Raw genomic sequence first — 16,190 nt, 5'->3', positions numbered from 1 at the left:
CTTTTTGGGTCATCAGATGATCGGCGGACCGGATTGCCATTGCTTCACGGCCTCGATCGGATGGATCAGCATCAGGATGTTGAGCGTCAGATTGTCCCTGATGTGCAGCGCCAGCATGAGCTCGAAGGCGAGCCCGAGCGCGACGGTTGCGGTAACAGGAAGCACGCGTGCGGTGAGGAACCCCAGCGCCATGAACAGCGTGTCCGAGACCGAATTGACGATGCTGTCGCCGTAATAATCCAGCGAGATCGTGCCGGCGCGGTAGCGCTCGATGATGAATGGCGAATTCTCGACGATCTCCCAGGCGCCCTCGATCAGCATCGCGATGATCAGCCGTGCCGGCCAGCTGAGATGCCGCGAAAACAGCAGCCACGTCAGCCCGTAGAACAGGAAGCCGTGCAGCACGTGCGAGAAACTGTACCAGTCGGCGATATGCTGGGAATTTTCCGAGCTGTTCACCACGCCGTGCCACAGCTTGACATAGCCGCAGGTGCAGATCGGCACGCGCCCCATCGCAAACAAGATCGAGGCCTGCAGCGCCAGCAGCAGCAGCGCGATGCCGAGGAAGGCGAGCGGCGGCAGTGCGGCCCTGCTCTCGCGTGTGCTCGTCAGGGTCACGGCTCACGCACCATCAACAGCGCGGTGCCATCCGGCGTCTCGACCATGCGGTCGCGGACGAAGCCTGATTTCTCGTAGGCGCGCAAGGCGCGCAGGTTGAGCGGATCGGGATCGGTGACCATGCGCGGCAGGCCGTTGCCGAACTGCTCATCGACAAATTGGCGGATGAACGCCGAACCATGGCCGCGTCCGATCATGTCGCTGACGCCGATGAACTGGTCGATTCCACGCGTGCCCTCCGGCTGTGGCCCGAAGCCCGTATTCCAGGCGGTCAGGCGATAGCATTGAAGATAGCCGAACGGCCGGTTGCCGGCCAAGACGATGAACTGCTCCATCGCCGGTTCATCGAGATCGCCGCTGACGAGTGCAAACTGCTCGCCCGGATCGCCCCACCATTCCCGCACATGCGCTTCGCCAAGCCATCGCCGGATCAGCGGCAAATCGGCCGCGCTCAGCGGGTGGAAGGCGTAGCTGGGCTCCACGACCTAACCGGTGGACAGCGCTTCGATGGTGACGTTGCGGTTGGTGTAGACGCAGATGTCGGCGGCGATGTCGAGGGAGCGGCGGACGATGGTCTCGGCGTCCTTGTCGGTGTCAACAAGGGCCCTCGCCGCGGCCAGCGCGTAATTGCCGCCGGAGCCGATGGCCATCACGCCGGCCTCGGGCTCGAGCACGTCGCCGGTGCCTGTGAGCACCAAAGAGACGTCCTTGTCGGCCACGATCATCATGGCCTCCAGCCGGCGGAGGTAGCGATCGGTGCGCCAGTCCTTGGCGAGCTCGACCGCGGCCCGGGTCAATTGCCCCGGATATTGCTCCAGCTTGCTCTCAAGCCGCTCGAACAGGGTGAAGGCATCGGCTGTGGCGCCGGCAAAGCCGCCGATCACGTCGCCCTTGCCGAGTTTCCGCACCTTTTTGGCGTTTGACTTGATCACGGTCTGGCCGATCGAGACCTGGCCGTCGCCGCCGACCACCACCTTGCCGCCCTTGCGGACCGTCAAAATCGTGGTGCCGTGCCAGACCGGCGAGCTGTTGTGGGAATCCTGCATGAATGACCCTCGTTGTCCGGCTGATTTAAGCGGTCGGGAGCGGGCGCACAACGGGCCGTTCCGGGCCAAATTTGCTCACCATAGGCAGAAGTAGAGGCCCGGCCAGCCGTTCCCGCAGTAGCGAAGGCGTCATTTGGCTGTTAAGAGACTGGCGTTTTCGGCTCAAAGCTAGAATGGAAACCGATTTTCCATGCGCACCGCGACGATCAAGCGCAAGACCAAGGAAACCGACATCGAGGTCTCCGTGAACCTCGATGGATCAGGCGTGGCCAATATCGCGACTGGCATCGGCTTTTTCGACCATATGCTCGATCTCCTCGCCCGCCACTCCCGCATCGACCTCACGGTCAAGGCGGTTGGCGACCTGCACATCGACTATCACCATACCACTGAAGACACCGGCATCGCGCTCGGCCAGGCGGTCAGGCAGGCGCTCGGCAACATGGCGGGCATCACCCGCTATGCCGGCGTGCACATGCCGATGGACGAGACGCTGACGCGCGTGGTCATCGACATCTCGGGCCGCCCCTTCCTGGTGTTCAAGGCGGAATTTCCCCGCCACAAGATCGGTGAGTTCGACACCGAGCTGGTGCGCGAGTGGTTCCAGGCCTTCGCCATCAACGCCGGCGTGACTCTGCACGTCGAGACCCTATATGGCGATAACAGCCACCATATCGCCGAGTCCTGCTTCAAGGGCCTGGCGCGGGCGCTGCGCACCGCGGTTGCGATCGATCCCAAGGCGGCGGGCGAAGTCCCCTCCACCAAGGGCTCGCTTGGCGGCTGACCTCTCCATCTTGGCGGCAACGCGCCGTCGGCGGCATCGACTTCATCTCGAGAGCGGGGCATCGAAAATGCCTGTCTACACAGTTCATGCTCCCTTCCCCGTCGGCGCCGATCTGCGCGCGACCGACAAGTTCGTGTTCGTGCGCGACGGCTTCCATGTCTGGGCGATGATCCTTGGTCCGTTCTGGCTGGCCTGGAACAGGCTGTGGCTGGCGTTGATCGGCTGGATCGTCTTCCTCGCCGCGTTCGATGCGGGGCTATCCAGCCTCGGGGTCGGTCGCCGCTCGATCTTCCTCGCCAACATCATCGTCGCGCTGCTGATGGGCTTTGAAGCCTCGAGCCTGCGCCGCTGGACCCTGTCACGCGGCAAGTGGCGGCAGCTCGACGTCGTCGTCGCCGCTGACCAAGACACCGCCGAGCGGCGGTTCTTCGAGCGCTGGAGCAAGTCGCAGCAGGGCATCGTCAACGACCAATGGGCGGTCGATCGCGGCGGCCCGCCGCCGACCCGCAATGTGGCGGGCCAGCCATTTTCGAACCCGCCGCCGCTTCCGGCCGGCGGCATCATTGGATTGTTTCCAGAACCGGGAGGGTCATCACGATGAGCGTCGCCATCATCGATTACGGTTCCGGGAATCTGCATTCCGCCGCCAAGGCCTTTGAGCGCGCCGCGCGCAGCCTGGACAATCCGCAGAAAGTCCTCGTCACCAGCGATCCCGATCAGGCCTATGAAGCCGATCGCCTGGTGCTGCCTGGTGTCGGCGCCTTCGCCGATTGCCGGCGCGGTCTCGATGCCGTCAACGGCATGGTCGAGGCGATCACCGAAGCGGTGCGCGTCAAGGCGCGGCCGTTCTTCGGCATTTGCGTCGGCATGCAGCTGATGGCGAGCCGCGGCAAGGAGCATGTCGTCACCGAAGGCCTGAACTGGATCGGCGGCGACGTCGAGAAGATCACGCCGCGTGACGAGAGCCTGAAGATCCCGCACATGGGCTGGAACACGCTCGATCTGCTGCAAGAGCACCCGGTGCTCGACAAGCTGCCGCTCGGCCCGAACGGGCAGCACGCTTATTTCGTGCATTCCTACCACCTCAACGCGGCCAATGAAGCGGATGTGCTCGCGCGCGCCGATTACGGCGGGCCCGTCACCGCGATCGTCGCCAAGGACACCGCCATCGGCACGCAGTTTCACCCCGAGAAGAGCCAGCGCTTTGGGCTAGCCCTGATCTCGAATTTTTTGCGATGGAAACCGTGATTCTCTTTCCTGCCATCGACCTCAAGAACGGTCAGTGCGTGCGCCTCGAGCAAGGCGACATGGCGCGCGCGACCGTTTTCAACCTCGATCCCGCAGCTCAAGCCCAGAGCTTCGTTGCGCAGGGTTTTGAGTATCTCCACGTCGTCGATCTCGACGGTGCCTTCGCCGGCAAGCCTGTCAATGCGCACGCCGTCGAGACGATGCTGAAGACGATTCCGATCCCGGTGCAGCTCGGCGGCGGCATTCGCGATCTCGCGACCGTCGAAGCCTGGCTCGAGAAAGGCATCACCCGCGTCATCATCGGCACCGCCGCGGTGCGCGATCCAGAGCTGGTGAAGGCAGCGGCCAAGAAATTCCCCGGCCGCGTCGCCGTTGGCCTCGACGCACGCGACGGCAAGGTCGCCGTCGAAGGTTGGGCCGAGACCTCACAGGTGACAGTGCTGGAGATCGCACAGCGGTTCGAGGATGCCGGCGTCGCCGCCATCATCTTCACCGATATCGCGCGCGACGGCCTGCTCAAGGGCCTGAACCTCGATGCGACCATCGCGCTCGCGGATGCGATCTCGATTCCCGTGATCGCCTCGGGCGGCCTCGCCTCGATCGAGGACGTCAAGGCCATGCTGACGCCGCGTGCGAAAAAGCTCGCCGGCGCGATCGCCGGCCGCGCGCTCTACGACGGCCGGCTCGATCCAGCCGCCGCCCTCGCCCTGATCCGCAACGCGCGCAGGAGCTGACACATGTTCAAGGTGCGCGTGATCCCCTGCCTCGACGTCAAGGACGGCCGCGTCGTCAAGGGCGTCAACTTCGTCGATTTGCGCGATGCCGGCGACCCCGTCGAAGCCGCGATCGCTTATGACGCCGCCGGCGCCGACGAGCTGACCTTTCTCGATATCACCGCGACCCATGAGAACCGCGGCATCATGCTGGATGTGGTCCGGCGCACGGCCGAGGCCTGCTTCATGCCCGTCACCGTCGGCGGTGGCGTGCGCGAGGTCAACGACATCAAGACGCTGCTGCGCGCCGGCGCGGACAAGGTCTCGATCAACAGCGCCGCGGTGTCGCGGCGCGAGTTCGTCAAGGAAGCCGCCGAAAAATTCGGCGAGCAGTGCGTCGTGGTCGCGATCGACGCCAAGCGGGTCAAGCGCCCCGGCGGCGACCGCTGGGAAATCTTTACCCATGGCGGCCGCAACTCGACCGGCATCGACGCCATCGAATATGCCCAGGAAGTGGTCTCGCTCGGCGCTGGTGAAATTTTGCTCACCTCGATGGACCGCGACGGTACCAGGCAGGGGTTTGACATCCCGCTGACCCGGGCGATAGCCGACAGCGTTCCTGTTCCCGTAATCGCCTCGGGCGGCGTCGGCAATCTCGATCACCTCGTCGACGGTATTCGCGACGGCCACGCCACGGCCGTGCTGGCCGCCTCCATCTTCCATTTCGGGGAATTCACCATTCGTGAAGCCAAGGAGCACATGGCGCGGCGAGGCTTGCCCATGCGCATGGATGCCTGACGACTCTCCTTGGTAAAAATGCTACACAGGCCGATGGGAAAAGGCCTGTCTGGCCGGAGCTGTTTCTGAGTATTCCGATGCCGCGTTTCACCATCCATGACCTCGCCCAAACCATCGACGCCCGCGCGGCCTCCGGTGGCGAGGCCTCCTATACCCGCAAGCTGCTCGACAAGGGCGCCGAACATTGCGCCAAGAAGTTCGGTGAGGAAGCAGTCGAAACCGTAATCGCAGCAGTCGAAAACGATCGCGCGCATCTGATCGCCGAAAGTGCCGACCTGCTCTATCACTTCCTTGTGCTGCTCAAGGCGCGCGGCGTAAAGTTGGAAGAGGTGGAAGCAGCCCTCGACAAGCGCACGAATATGTCGGGGTTGGAAGAGAAAGCGTCGCGTAAGGGCTGACAGCATGATCCGGATCCGAAGCACCGCGTTGGCGCAACGTGTGAAGCGGTTTTCCGAAGAGATCATGCGTAGCTGAAGGGCCCCAACGGAAAGGTCGCGTCATGGATATCCGCGCACCGGAGCAGCAATATAATCCATACCGCGTCTACACGCGCGAAGAGTGGGCGCGTCTGCGCGACGATACCCCGATGACGCTGGAGCCGGGCGAGTTCGACCGGTTGCGCTCGCTGCACGACCGCCTCGACCTGAAGGAGGTCGAGGACATCTATCTGCCGCTGTCGCGCCTGCTCTCGATCTATGTCGATGCGACGCAGCGCCTGTATTACGCGGAGCGGCAGTTCCTCAACATCCGCGACCGCAAGGTGCCGTACATCATCGGCGTCGCTGGTTCTGTCGCAGTCGGGAAGTCGACGACGGCCCGCGTGCTCCAGGCGCTCTTGGCGCGCTGGTCGCCTCGTCCCAAAGTCGATCTGATCACCACCGACGGATTCCTCTACCCGAAGGCCCTGCTCGAGCAGCAAGGCATTTTGCAGAAGAAGGGTTTTCCGGAGAGCTACGACCTGCCGCTGCTGCTGGGCTTCCTGTCCGACATCAAGTCGGGCCGCAGGCACGTGCGCTCGCCTGTCTATTCGCATCTGACCTACGACATCGTGCCGAATGAATGGGCCGAGATCGACCAGCCCGACATTTTGATCGTCGAGGGCGTCAATGTCCTGCAAACCGGCAAGCTGCCGCGCGACGGCAAGGCGGTGCCTGTCGTCTCCGACTTCTTCGACTTCTCGGTCTATATCGACGCCGACGAAGCGGCGCTACGGCGCTGGTACATCAAGCGCTTCCTGGCGCTGCGCGACACCGCGTTCACCGATCCAAAGTCGTACTTCCACCGCTATGCGCTGTTGTCGGACGAGGAGGCCATCGCCACCGCCACCGCGATCTGGGAGCGCACCAACCTCGCCAATCTCGAGGACAATATCTTGCCGACCCGTCCGCGTGCGACGCTGATCCTGAAGAAGGGCGCGGATCACGCGGTGGAGAGCGTGGCGCTCAGAAGACTGTAGGCAATGGTGCCGTAGGGTGGGCAAAGGCGCGAAGCGCCGTGCCCACGTTTTCCCTGTTGTCACGTGGAGAATGCGTGGGCACGCTGCGCTTTGCCCACCCTACGCCAGCTTCGCTTGTCGCTCCACCGCCACCCGCTTTGCCGCCGCCAGTCCCGCCAGCGCCTCGTCCAGCTTCTCGCGATCGAGCGGCTTGATCAGAAATCCGTTCATGCCCGCTTCGAAGCAGGCGTAGCGATCTTCCACCAGCGTGTTCGCGGTGAGTGCGAGGATCGGTGTGTGCTGGCTGCCCGTGGCGGCCTCATGGGCGCGGATGCGTTTGGTTGCTTCGATGCCGTCGAGCTGCGGCATCTGGATGTCCATCAACACCAGGTCGTAGGGCGTGCCGGCAGAGCTGGCCGCAAGCCAGGATTCCAGTGCGGCTTCGCCATGGACCGCGATGACGACGCGGTGGCCGAGTTTTGTGAGCAGCGAGCGCATCAGCAGCGCGTTGATCTCGTTATCCTCGGCGACAAGGATCGAGAGGCCGCCCGCAGGTGCCCTGACTTGCGCCGGCTCGACGGGATCGGGTGCGAGATCGGGTGATGCGACCTCCGGCGTCAGCGCGAGGCGCGCGGCGAGCGAGGCTGCACGCAGTGGCTTGACCAGGAAGCCGGTGAAATCAGCCGAGAATTTTTCATGACGCGAGCTCGCTGTCAGCAGCACGAGGCGCTGCGTCGCATGGGCGCGGGCGGCTTCGCCGACACGATCGGCAACAGCAGCGCCGAGCGCGCGGTCGACCAGCACCGCGTGCCAGGAGCGCTCCGGCAGCAGTGCTTCGGCCACCGCTGCATCTGCGACCAGGCAGGTCTGGCCGCCCCAGCGCTCCAGCCGCCGCGCGATCAGCGACGCTTCGATGCCGTGGGCCACCAGCAGGACGGATTTGCCTGATAGGTCAGGGCTCGGGAACGCTGTTGGTCCGGCATCGCCTTGCGACGGCGCGAGCGGAATGGCGACCTCGAAGGTCGAGCCCTTGCCGGGCGCGCTCTCCAGCGTGATGCGGCCGCCCATCCGCTTGACGATGCGTTCGCTGATGGCAAGCCCAAGCCCGGTGCCGCCATAGGTGCGGGCGACGCGGTCGTCGGCCTGCTCGAATTCGCGGAAGATGCGCGATTGCGCCTCGGGCGCGATGCCGATGCCGGTGTCGCGGACCAGGAAGCTGATCTCGTTCGGCCAGATGCCGGGCTCGACGATCAGCGCCACGCCGCCGCTGCTCGTGAACTTGATGGCGTTGCCGGCGAGGTTGAGCAGCACCTGGCGCAGCCGGGCGGCATCGCCGGTGACCTCGAGCGGCAGCCGCTCGTCGACGTAAGCCGCGATCTCGAGCTTCTTGGCCTGCGCGCGCGGCGCCAGCAATTCGGTGACCTCTTCGACCAGGGTCGAGAGGGCGAAGGGGCGCTGCTCCAGATCAAGCTTGCCGGCTTCGATCTTGGAATAGTCGAGCAGCTCCTCGATCAGCGTCATCAGCGCTTCGCCTGAGGTTTTCACGGCGCGTGCGTAGGTCGTCTGCTCCGGCGTCAGCGTGGTGTCGAGCAGCAGGCCACCCATGCCGATAATGCCGTTCAGGGGGGTGCGGATCTCGTGCGAGGCCATCGCGAGGAAGCGCGATTTGGCGCGGTTGGCGGCATCGGCCTGGTCGCGCGCATCGGACAGTGCGCGTTCGGTCTCGGTGCGGTCGGTGACGTCGCGTCCGACGCTTTGCAGCTCGGCGGGCCGGCCGGCATCGTGCCGCACCAAGCCCTCGCGCCAGGCGATCCAGCGCGCGCCGAGCGGCGTCGATATCTTCTGGTCATGGATGCGCGTGCCGCTCGCTTCGCGAGCGCTGTCGCCCTGTTCCAGCACGTCGAAATCGAAGCGCGTGCCGACCAGGGCGCTGCGCGCCTGACCGGCCAGCGCGCAATAGGCGTCGTTGGCGAAGGTGATACGGCCCTGATGGTCGCGCAGCACGATCAGGTCGCCCTGCGATTCGAACAGGCTGCGGGCGCGCTCTTCGGCTTCCTTCAGCTCCCAATTGCGATCGATCAGCGCCTCGTTGTGGGCGGCGAGCTTGCGCATCCGTTTGGCGACGAAACGCAGCCGCATGCTCAGCGTGGCAAGGCCAAGGCAGGCCAGCGCGAACAGGAAGCTCGCACCGATCGCAAAGGCGTTGGGATCGTAGCCCGAATTTTCCGATCGGCTGCCGGTGACGAAGCCATAGGCGCCGCCGAACGTCGCCGAAAAGATCATGAAGGAGCGGATGGCGAAGGCGATCTTCGGGTGGCGGCGCCTGAAGCGGCGCATGCGCACCTTGATCCGGAACGTCCGATCCATCGTCACCGACCCCGACTCTTACCTGCCGCCGCCGCGTGCGACGATGTCCTGCCGACCTTGCGAACAGCTTGAGGCCTTGGGGAGGCCTCGAAACATGGTTGACGAGGTCTTAATGCCTCAAAGCGAGGCGGCCTGGAGGGGCCGTGTGTGGTCGCCATGAGCACCGACGATCAGGGCTGCGGCCTCGCGCGGCGAGAACGTCTTCGAGCGGACAAAGATGCGGTAATCGGCCGGGCCGTCGCTGGAAAGATAGATCACCGGACCGCCATCGACAGGTTCCGCTGCGATGGTGATGAGGCGGTTCGCTGGATTGGCCTGGCAGGAATCGGTCTCGGAACCGACACCATCATCCACGACCGCGAAGTCCGCGGCATCGGCGTCGTCGGTGAGCTGGACCCGGACCGTGGCGCGCGACGGGTCGTCGGTGAAGGCGACATGGACGCGGGCGGTCCAGAACAGGGATGTGAGCTCGACGGAGGTATCGCCGACGGCGATGCAGGGCTGCGAGACCGGTCCGATCTCGCCGCGGGCGACCACCGCAGCCGCCAACAGGGGAACCACCGAGGCCAGGATCTTGAAACGCAACATGACGCTCTACTCGCCGGGCCCGTACCGGAACTAGTGGGCCTTATGGTTTGCAGAGCGTAAAGGAAACTCGTTACCACCGGGTTGACGCGCACCGATGATCAGGCGAGCTGGCGCACATCCTCCGCGAGTGCCCGGTAGGACAGCGCTTCGGCCAGATGCAGCCGGCCGATCTTGTCGGTGCCGTCGAGATCGGCGAGCGTGCGCGCCACCCGCAGCACCCGGTGATAGCCGCGTGCCGACAGCCGCATGGTTTCGGCGGCATCGCGCAGCAGCTTTTGCCCCTGCGCGTCGGGTCGCGCAATGTCTTCGAGCACCGACGCCGGCGCCTCGGCATTGGTGCGAACCTGCGGCAGGCCCGCCTGTGCGTAACGCGCGAGCTGGATGTCGCGCGCCGCCGCCACGCGCGCGGCGACTTCAGCGGAGCCTTCGGTCGGTGGCGGCAGGATCAGATCGGCTGCGGTGACCGCCGGGACCTCGATGCGCAGATCGATGCGGTCCATCAGCGGGCCGGAGATGCGCGCCTGGTAATCGCCGGTGCAGCGGTCGATGCGGCCGCGCTTGCAGGCATAGCCGGGCTCGAACGCATTGCCGCAGCGGCAGGGATTCATCGCGGCGACCAGCATGAAGCGGGCAGGGTAGGTGACGCGGTGATTGGCGCGCGACACCGAGACCTCGCCATTCTCCAGCGGCTGGCGCAGCGAATCCAGCACGCGCGGATCAAACTCGGGCAGCTCGTCGAGAAACAGCACGCCCTGATGCGCCAGCGAGATCTCGCCGGGCTTTGCCCGCGCGCCGCCGCCTGTCAGTGCGGCCATGCTGGCGGAATGATGCGGCGAGCGGAACGGCCGCCGCGACGTCAGCGCGCCGCCCTCGATTTCGCCCGCGACCGAGGCAATCATCGAGACCTCGAGCAGTTCGCTCGGCGACAGCGGCGGCAGGATCGAGGGCAGGCGCGCGGCCAGCATGGATTTGCCGGCGCCGGGCGCGCCGATCATCAGCAGGTGATGGCCGCCGGCGGCTGCGATCTCCAGCGCGCGCTTGGCGCTCTCCTGGCCCTTGATGTCGCGCAGATCGAGCAGCGAGCTTGCGGCCTCATGCACTTTCGGCACGGGCCGCGACAGCACCTGCGTGCCCTTGAAATGGTTGGCGATCTGAATCAGCGAATGTGCGGCGACGATCTGGATATCAGGGCTCGCCCACGCCGCCTCCGAGCCGCAGGCGGCGGGGCAGATCAAGCCTTCCTCGCGGGTGTTGGCGCCGATCGCGGCGGGCAACACGCCCGCGACAGGCGCGATCGAGCCGTCGAGGCCGAGCTCGCCGAGCACGGTGAAGCCGGCCAGCGCATCCGGCGGGATCGCGCCGATCGCCGCCATCAGCCCGAGCGCGATCGGCAGGTCGTAATGGCTGCCTTCCTTCGGAACGTCGGCGGGCGCGAGATTGACGGTGATGCGGCGTGCCGGAAGCGCCAGTCCCGAAGCGATCAGCGCCGAACGCACCCGCTCGCGCGCCTCCGACACCGCCTTATCAGGCAGGCCGACGATGGCGAAGGCCGGCAGGCCCGGCGCGACCTGCACCTGCACGTCGACCGCGCGGGCCTCTATACCCTCAAAGGCGACTGTCGAAACCCGCTGGACCATGCTGCCCCCCTTGCACAATCAAGGGTAGCAGACCGCAATCGCCCTGACAAGAACAATACAGGAACATGGGCGAGGGCCGCCGGACCCCTAACTTCAGGTAAACGGGATCAGGACATTAAGCTTCGACTACGCCTCGAATGCGAGTGGCTGCGCTCAGCACATCCCAACACATGTCCGCTACTCCTGAGGCTGCGGGATGGGCCGTGATCTAACGGGTGAAGAATTCAAATGCTTGCAAATCGCCGTAGAAGCGAACGTCGGGTGTGCAGCCGGCTGGCCAAGATTCATTTTGGCGCGGGCTCGCTGCCGCGGGACTGCACGATCACCGATATCTCGGACGGGGGCGTGAAAGTGGTGGCGGAATTTCTCGAAGTGCCGCCGCAGTTCACGATCATCTTCGCACCGGATTACTCCCGCCAATGCCGCCTGCGCTGGCGCATCGGCTGCGAGTTCGGTGCGGAATTTACCGACTAGGTCACATAAGGAGGCGTCCTTAACGGGACTTTAGCGTTAATCGGTGAAGCATCTCTGATCAGTCCGCCGGCGGTGATCAGAGTATGTTCAAGCGTTCGTCCCTTGCCCCCTCCCCGGCGAGATTCCTGCTTCCCGCACTCGCGGTGCTGGCCCTCGGCGGCTGCCAGACCACCGGCCTGGATGACGTGACCGGTGCGCTCGGCGGCCGGCCCGAACCTGTCGCCGCGGCCGACGGCAAGCCGGAGATGGCCGCCTTGCGCGAGCGCTATCGCGCCAAGCCTGATAATCCCAATATCGTTCTCGAATATGGCAAGGCGCTGCGCGACAGCGGCCAGCATGCCCAGGCCGTTGCCGTGTTCGAGCAGGCGGTGCTCGCCCATCCCAGCAACAAGGCGCTGCTCGCCGGCTATGGCCGTGCGCTCGCCGACAATGGAAATTTCCAGCAGGCTTTTGACGTGCTGGGCCGCGCGCATTCGCCCGAGGATCCTGACTGGCGCATCCTGTCGGCGCAGGGTGCGGCGCTCGACCAGCTCGGCCGCAACGAGGAAGCGCAGCAATATTACGCCGCAGCGCTGAAGATTGTGCCCGAGGAGCCGACCGTGCTGTCCAATCTCGGCCTGTCCTACATGCTGCAAAACAATCTGCCGAAGGCCGAACAGGTGCTCGGCCGCGCCTATCAGCGCAATCAGAACAATGCGCGGATCCGTACCAATCTCGCGCTGGTGCTGGGATTGCAGGGTCGCGAGACCGAGGCCGAAATCCTCGTGAAGGCCGATCTGCCGCCGGACCAGGCCGCGGCCAAGATCACGGCGCTGCGGCAGCTGCTGGCGAAGAAGCAGCAGCAGCGGGCGGAGAAATAATCCGCCGCCGCTGTTTGATGCCTACGACGCCTTGCGATGCGGCGCGGATCCGCGCCCGGTTTTGCCCTTCAGCTTCTTCAGCAGCGGTCCGAGCAGCGAGCGCTTCGGTTTCTTCACCTCGCCGCGCCCGGCGAGCCGGTTGGCCATGATCTGGAACAGCTCGGTGGTGCGGTGGCTCTTGGAGACCTCCGCGATCATCTGGCCGTTATTGGCCGCGGTCGAGAACAGTTTCGAATCGAACGGAATCACCGCGAGCGGCTGGCTTTCCATGGTCTTGGCGAACGCCTTGACCTCGATCTCGGCGCGCTTGTGCATGCCGACCTGGTTGATGCAGTAGAGCGGCGGCCGGTCGTTCGGCCGCGCCGCTTTCAGCACCGTCAGCATGTTCTTGGTGTTGCGCAAATTGGCGAGATCCGGCTCGGCCACGATGACGATGTCGTCGGCGTTGACGAGGGCGCGCTTGGTCCAGGCCGACCATTGATGCGGAATGTCGAGCACGATGCAGGGCGTGGTCATGCGCAGCGTGTCGAAGATCGCATCGAACGCTTCCGCGCCGAAATCATAGACGCGATCGAGTGCGGCGGGCGCCGCAAGCAGGCTGAGATGCTCGGTGCATTTGGCGAGCAGGCGCTCCATCAGTGCGGTGTCGGGCCTGTCAGGCGACAGCACCGCATTGGCGATGCCCTGCGCCGGATCCTGGTTGTAATCGAGCCCGGCGGTGCCGAAGGCGAGGTCGAGGTCGATCACGACGGAATCGAGCGCGAGGTCGCGCGCGATGGTCCAGGCCACGTTGTGCGCGACCGTGGACGCGCCGACGCCGCCCTTGGCGCCAACCACCGCGATGATGCGGCCGGTGATGATGGCTTCCGAGGCCGAGAACAGGCTGCAGATCGAGCGCACCACGTCGATGGTCTGGACCGGCCCGACCACGTAGTCGTTGACGCCGCGCCGCACCAGCTCGCGATAGGGCGCGGTGTCGCCGGGATTGCCGATCACGACCACGCGCGTGCCGGGATCGCAGACGCCGGCGAGGTCGTCGAGACCTTCGAGGATGTCGCGCGTGCCGTCGGATTCGATCACGATGACGTTCGGCGTCGGCATCGTGTCATAGACTTCGATGGCCGCGGCAAGTCCGCCGCTCTTGGCGGTGAGATGCGCTTTGGCGAGACGGCGATCCTGGCCGGCCGCGGTCACCGCGGCGAGCGTCTGCTCGGTCTCGCAAAAGGCCTGCACCGAGATGCGGGGAACCGGCGCGATGTGGTCCTCGGGGTGGCGCGGATCGTCCGCCTCTTCGTCGTCGTGGATCTCAGTCATTTGCCTGTGTCGCTGAGTTTGGCCTTGTCAGACTCGGGATAGGTGGTCGCGGTCGGGTTGCCCTTGCGGTAGCGGTCGAAAGCGATGTCACGCCGCGCCGTATAGACCGGCGTCTCCGCGCGCGGCTGCTCGAGATCGGCGGGGTTGTCGATCATGGCCGCAAGGTTGCGCTGGCTGGCGCAGCCGAAATTGAAATAGGGCCGGTTCTCGTTGTAGCCGGGATCGAGAATCGACGGACCCAAGTCCTCGGGCCACAGCCCGCAAGGACCGGCGACCGCAGTGATCTTGGAATAGCTCAGGCGGATGGTCGGCAGCAGGCCGGGATCTTCAGGGCGATAGGAATGCTGGACGATGGCGCGCGACGGTACGCCGCCGCTGCCCAGAACAGTGCGGATCTCGTGATAGGTCGCAGCAGCTGCGCGCGAATTTGCGGTGTCGATCGGCACGTCGACGACGACCGAGCCGCTGCCCTCGCGGACCCAGTCCTGGGCGATGCCCATCACGTCGGCGTGCTGCGCGGCCGACAGACCGCCGCGCGCCTTGCCGACGAAGATCACGATCGAGCGCTTGCCTTCCTGCACCGCGATCGGATGACGCATGCGGTAGTCGGTCGGCACCGTCTGCGTGGTGACGACCTCGCCCGTGGTGTTGCAGGCCCCGAGCAAGACGGACAGCCCCGTCAGCGCGAGCGCGATGCGCAAATTGCGACGTCGATCTGATGTCTTCGTCATCGCCTGGTCCCCTCTTGCCCCGTGTCTCGCCCCGGTCCCCAAACCGTCCGTATCAGTCGATGATGAAGCCGAAATCGCCCCTGTCGCCGTCGATCGGATCGACGCGGCGCGCGATGCCGTAAAGCCGGTTCATGCGCCCGAGCAGCGCCGATTGCGCATCCGAGGAGGGCGCGAAGCCGTCATCGGGCCGCGACAATTCCTTCTGGGCGACCGCGCGCACCACATAGGGCGTCACGATCACCATCAGCTCGGTCTCGTTGTTGACGTAGTCCTGGCTGCGGAACAGCGCGCCGAGGATCGGGATCTGGTCGACGCCGGGCAGGCCGTTGACGGCCTGCTTGGTCTGCTGCTGGATCAGGCCGGCCATCGCCATCGAGCCGCCCGACGGGATTTCCAGCGTGGTCTCGGCGCGGCGGGTCTGGACCGAGGGGATGGTGATAGAGTTGTTGGTGCTGCCGGACACCGCCTGGGTCAAGGTGATCGCATTCGTGTTCGACAACTCCGAGACCTCGGTCATCACGCGCAGGCTGATGCGGCCCTCGCTCAGCACGACCGGGGTGAAGTTCAGGGAGATGCCGAATTTCTTGTAGGTGACCTGGGTGGTACAGACATGGGTGACCGGATCGCAGGCATAGCCGCCGGGGATCGGGAATTCGCCGCCGGCAATGAAGGTCGCCGATTCACCCGAGATCGCGGTCAGGCTCGGCTCGGCCAGCGTGCGCATCACGCCTGCGGTTTCCATCGCGCGCATGGTGGCGTTCACGGTGGCAACGCCCTTGGCGAGGCCGGTGACGCCGAGCCCGTTGCTGCTGACCAGGGGACCGCCGGAGACCGAGAACGGGTTCGAATTGTTGAAGTTCACGACCGCGGTGCCGGCATTGAGGCTGGCGCTGAGGTCGACACCCAATTGCTTGACAATGTCGCGGCGGACTTCGCCGACCACGACTTTCAGCATCACCTGGTCGCGGCCACGCACGACGATGTTGTTGACGACCTTGTCGGCGCCGCCGACGAGCTTTGCGGCGACGTCGCCGGCCTGCTGGGCCTCGACCGGGCTCGCCACCGAGCCGGTCAGCATCACGCTGTCGCCGACGCCCTCGATCTGCACGCCGGGCAGGGAAGCGCGCAGCGCCGTGCGCATGCCATTGAGATCGCGCTTCACCGCGATGTCGTAGGAGGCGACCTGCTGGCCGTCGGCGGTGAAGAACACCACGTTGGTCTGACCGACCTGGGCGCCGATGATATAGGCGCGCTGCGACGAGCGGATCACCGCATTGGCGATCTTGGGGTCGGCTACCAGCACGTCCTTCACCTCGCGCGGCAGGTCGATGACGACCGACTTGCCGACGCCAAGCGAGAGCGAGCGCGTCCTTGCCGACGCAATGGTTGCAACCGGCGCCACGCCGAGGTCCGGCGCCTGCATCGGCACCTGGTCTCCGACCGGCGCATCCGCAGCGCGGACGAGATCCGGGGCTGCGACCAGCCCCAGCAGCATGACAGCCCCTGCCCAGAACGAGCTTGCGCGCTTCCCCCGAATGCGCACGCCCGTCCGATCATCCCCGTAGTTCATCATGTCT

At 65.4% G+C, this 16,190-nt stretch carries 18 protein-coding genes; 9 read left to right on the top strand and 9 right to left on the bottom strand.

Annotated elements, in window-relative coordinates; translation table 11 throughout:
- Positions 1–12 precede the first annotated feature (12 nt).
- From XH98_RS25305 to hslV, 3 genes are read right to left on the bottom strand one after another with little or no spacing between them, the layout of a single operon-like run.
- Positions 13–618, bottom strand: coding sequence for a DUF2585 domain-containing protein (locus tag XH98_RS25305; RefSeq protein WP_271600228.1), 606 nt, complete (start codon positions 616–618; stop codon positions 13–15).
- Entirely contained in the window at positions 615–1,100 is a 486-nt protein-coding gene (locus XH98_RS25300) for a GNAT family N-acetyltransferase (RefSeq protein ID WP_271620248.1), read from the bottom strand. Before XH98_RS25300 ends, XH98_RS25305 begins: the two co-directional genes overlap by 4 nt.
- Before the next feature lie 3 nt (positions 1,101–1,103).
- On the bottom strand, positions 1,104–1,664 hold the full coding sequence (gene hslV, locus XH98_RS25295) for an ATP-dependent protease subunit HslV (RefSeq protein ID WP_057752020.1): 561 nt from the start codon (positions 1,662–1,664) through the stop codon (positions 1,104–1,106).
- A gap of 190 nt (positions 1,665–1,854) precedes the next feature.
- Here hslV and hisB point away from each other — a divergent pair, with 190 nt between their 5' ends.
- The 7 genes from hisB (at position 1,855) to coaA (ending at position 6,663) form a co-directional block, all read left to right on the top strand.
- Positions 1,855–2,448: an imidazoleglycerol-phosphate dehydratase HisB gene (hisB, locus tag XH98_RS25290; RefSeq protein ID WP_271620247.1), complete on the top strand. Its 594-nt coding sequence runs from the start codon at positions 1,855–1,857 to the stop codon at positions 2,446–2,448.
- Between the two features lie 67 nt (positions 2,449–2,515).
- On the top strand, positions 2,516–3,049 hold the full coding sequence (locus XH98_RS25285) for a DUF2628 domain-containing protein (protein ID WP_271620246.1): 534 nt from the start codon (positions 2,516–2,518) through the stop codon (positions 3,047–3,049).
- Positions 3,046–3,696, top strand: coding sequence for an imidazole glycerol phosphate synthase subunit HisH (gene hisH / locus XH98_RS25280; RefSeq protein WP_271620245.1), 651 nt, complete (start codon positions 3,046–3,048; stop codon positions 3,694–3,696). The genes XH98_RS25285 and hisH overlap by 4 nt, the downstream gene beginning before the upstream one ends.
- On the top strand, positions 3,693–4,430 hold the full coding sequence (hisA, locus tag XH98_RS25275) for a 1-(5-phosphoribosyl)-5-[(5-phosphoribosylamino)methylideneamino]imidazole-4-carboxamide isomerase (protein WP_271620244.1): 738 nt from the start codon (positions 3,693–3,695) through the stop codon (positions 4,428–4,430). The genes hisH and hisA overlap by 4 nt, the downstream gene beginning before the upstream one ends.
- A gap of 3 nt (positions 4,431–4,433) precedes the next feature.
- On the top strand, positions 4,434–5,207 hold the full coding sequence (hisF, locus tag XH98_RS25270) for an imidazole glycerol phosphate synthase subunit HisF (protein WP_057752035.1): 774 nt from the start codon (positions 4,434–4,436) through the stop codon (positions 5,205–5,207).
- Positions 5,208–5,284: 77 nt separating this feature from the next.
- Positions 5,285–5,605 (top strand): phosphoribosyl-ATP diphosphatase, encoded by a 321-nt coding sequence (locus XH98_RS25265; RefSeq protein WP_057752038.1) that lies wholly within the window; start codon positions 5,285–5,287, stop codon positions 5,603–5,605.
- Positions 5,606–5,706: 101 nt separating this feature from the next.
- On the top strand, positions 5,707–6,663 hold the full coding sequence (coaA, locus tag XH98_RS25260; RefSeq protein WP_057752041.1) for a type I pantothenate kinase: 957 nt from the start codon (positions 5,707–5,709) through the stop codon (positions 6,661–6,663).
- Positions 6,664–6,762: 99 nt separating this feature from the next.
- Here the strand turns inward: coaA and XH98_RS25255 are convergent, their stop codons facing one another.
- From XH98_RS25255 to XH98_RS25245, 3 genes are all read right to left on the bottom strand, one after another.
- Positions 6,763–9,009: an ATP-binding protein gene (locus tag XH98_RS25255; protein WP_271620280.1), complete on the bottom strand. Its 2,247-nt coding sequence runs from the start codon at positions 9,007–9,009 to the stop codon at positions 6,763–6,765.
- Between the two features lie 117 nt (positions 9,010–9,126).
- Positions 9,127–9,597 carry a hypothetical protein gene (locus tag XH98_RS25250; RefSeq protein ID WP_271620243.1) on the bottom strand — a complete coding sequence of 157 codons (471 nt, stop codon included), beginning with the start codon at positions 9,595–9,597 and terminating at the stop codon, positions 9,127–9,129.
- A gap of 98 nt (positions 9,598–9,695) precedes the next feature.
- Positions 9,696–11,234 (bottom strand): YifB family Mg chelatase-like AAA ATPase, encoded by a 1,539-nt coding sequence (locus tag XH98_RS25245; RefSeq protein ID WP_271620242.1) that lies wholly within the window; start codon positions 11,232–11,234, stop codon positions 9,696–9,698.
- A gap of 228 nt (positions 11,235–11,462) precedes the next feature.
- On the opposite strand from XH98_RS25245, the gene XH98_RS25240 reads away from it, so the two are divergent.
- The gene (locus XH98_RS25240; RefSeq protein WP_011083489.1) at positions 11,463–11,708 is read left to right on the top strand and encodes a PilZ domain-containing protein; all 246 of its coding nucleotides are present in this window, start codon (positions 11,463–11,465) and stop codon (positions 11,706–11,708) included.
- 83 nt (positions 11,709–11,791) lie between these two features.
- Complete coding sequence (locus XH98_RS25235; protein WP_271620241.1) at positions 11,792–12,568, top strand: tetratricopeptide repeat protein; 777 nt, start codon at positions 11,792–11,794, stop codon at positions 12,566–12,568.
- Between the two features lie 21 nt (positions 12,569–12,589).
- On the opposite strand, the gene XH98_RS25230 is transcribed toward XH98_RS25235, so the two are convergent.
- The 3 genes from XH98_RS25230 to XH98_RS25220 are packed head-to-tail and all read right to left on the bottom strand — an operon-like array spanning position 12,590 to position 16,183.
- Complete coding sequence (locus XH98_RS25230) at positions 12,590–13,882, bottom strand: AAA family ATPase (RefSeq protein WP_271620240.1); 1,293 nt, start codon at positions 13,880–13,882, stop codon at positions 12,590–12,592.
- The gene (locus tag XH98_RS25225) at positions 13,879–14,613 is read right to left on the bottom strand and encodes a CpaD family pilus assembly protein (RefSeq protein ID WP_271620239.1); all 735 of its coding nucleotides are present in this window, start codon (positions 14,611–14,613) and stop codon (positions 13,879–13,881) included. The genes XH98_RS25230 and XH98_RS25225 overlap by 4 nt, the downstream gene beginning before the upstream one ends.
- A 52-nt stretch (positions 14,614–14,665) precedes the next feature.
- Positions 14,666–16,183: a type II and III secretion system protein family protein gene (locus XH98_RS25220; RefSeq protein ID WP_083514471.1), complete on the bottom strand. Its 1,518-nt coding sequence runs from the start codon at positions 16,181–16,183 to the stop codon at positions 14,666–14,668.
- Positions 16,184–16,190 lie beyond the last annotated feature (7 nt).

The sequence above is a fragment of the Bradyrhizobium sp. CCBAU 51745 genome, from assembly GCF_028128715.1.
Classification (GTDB): domain Bacteria; phylum Pseudomonadota; class Alphaproteobacteria; order Rhizobiales; family Xanthobacteraceae; genus Bradyrhizobium; species Bradyrhizobium manausense.
The sequence above is the reverse complement of the archived record's forward strand: the minus strand, read 5'-3'. Positions and strand labels throughout refer to the sequence as shown.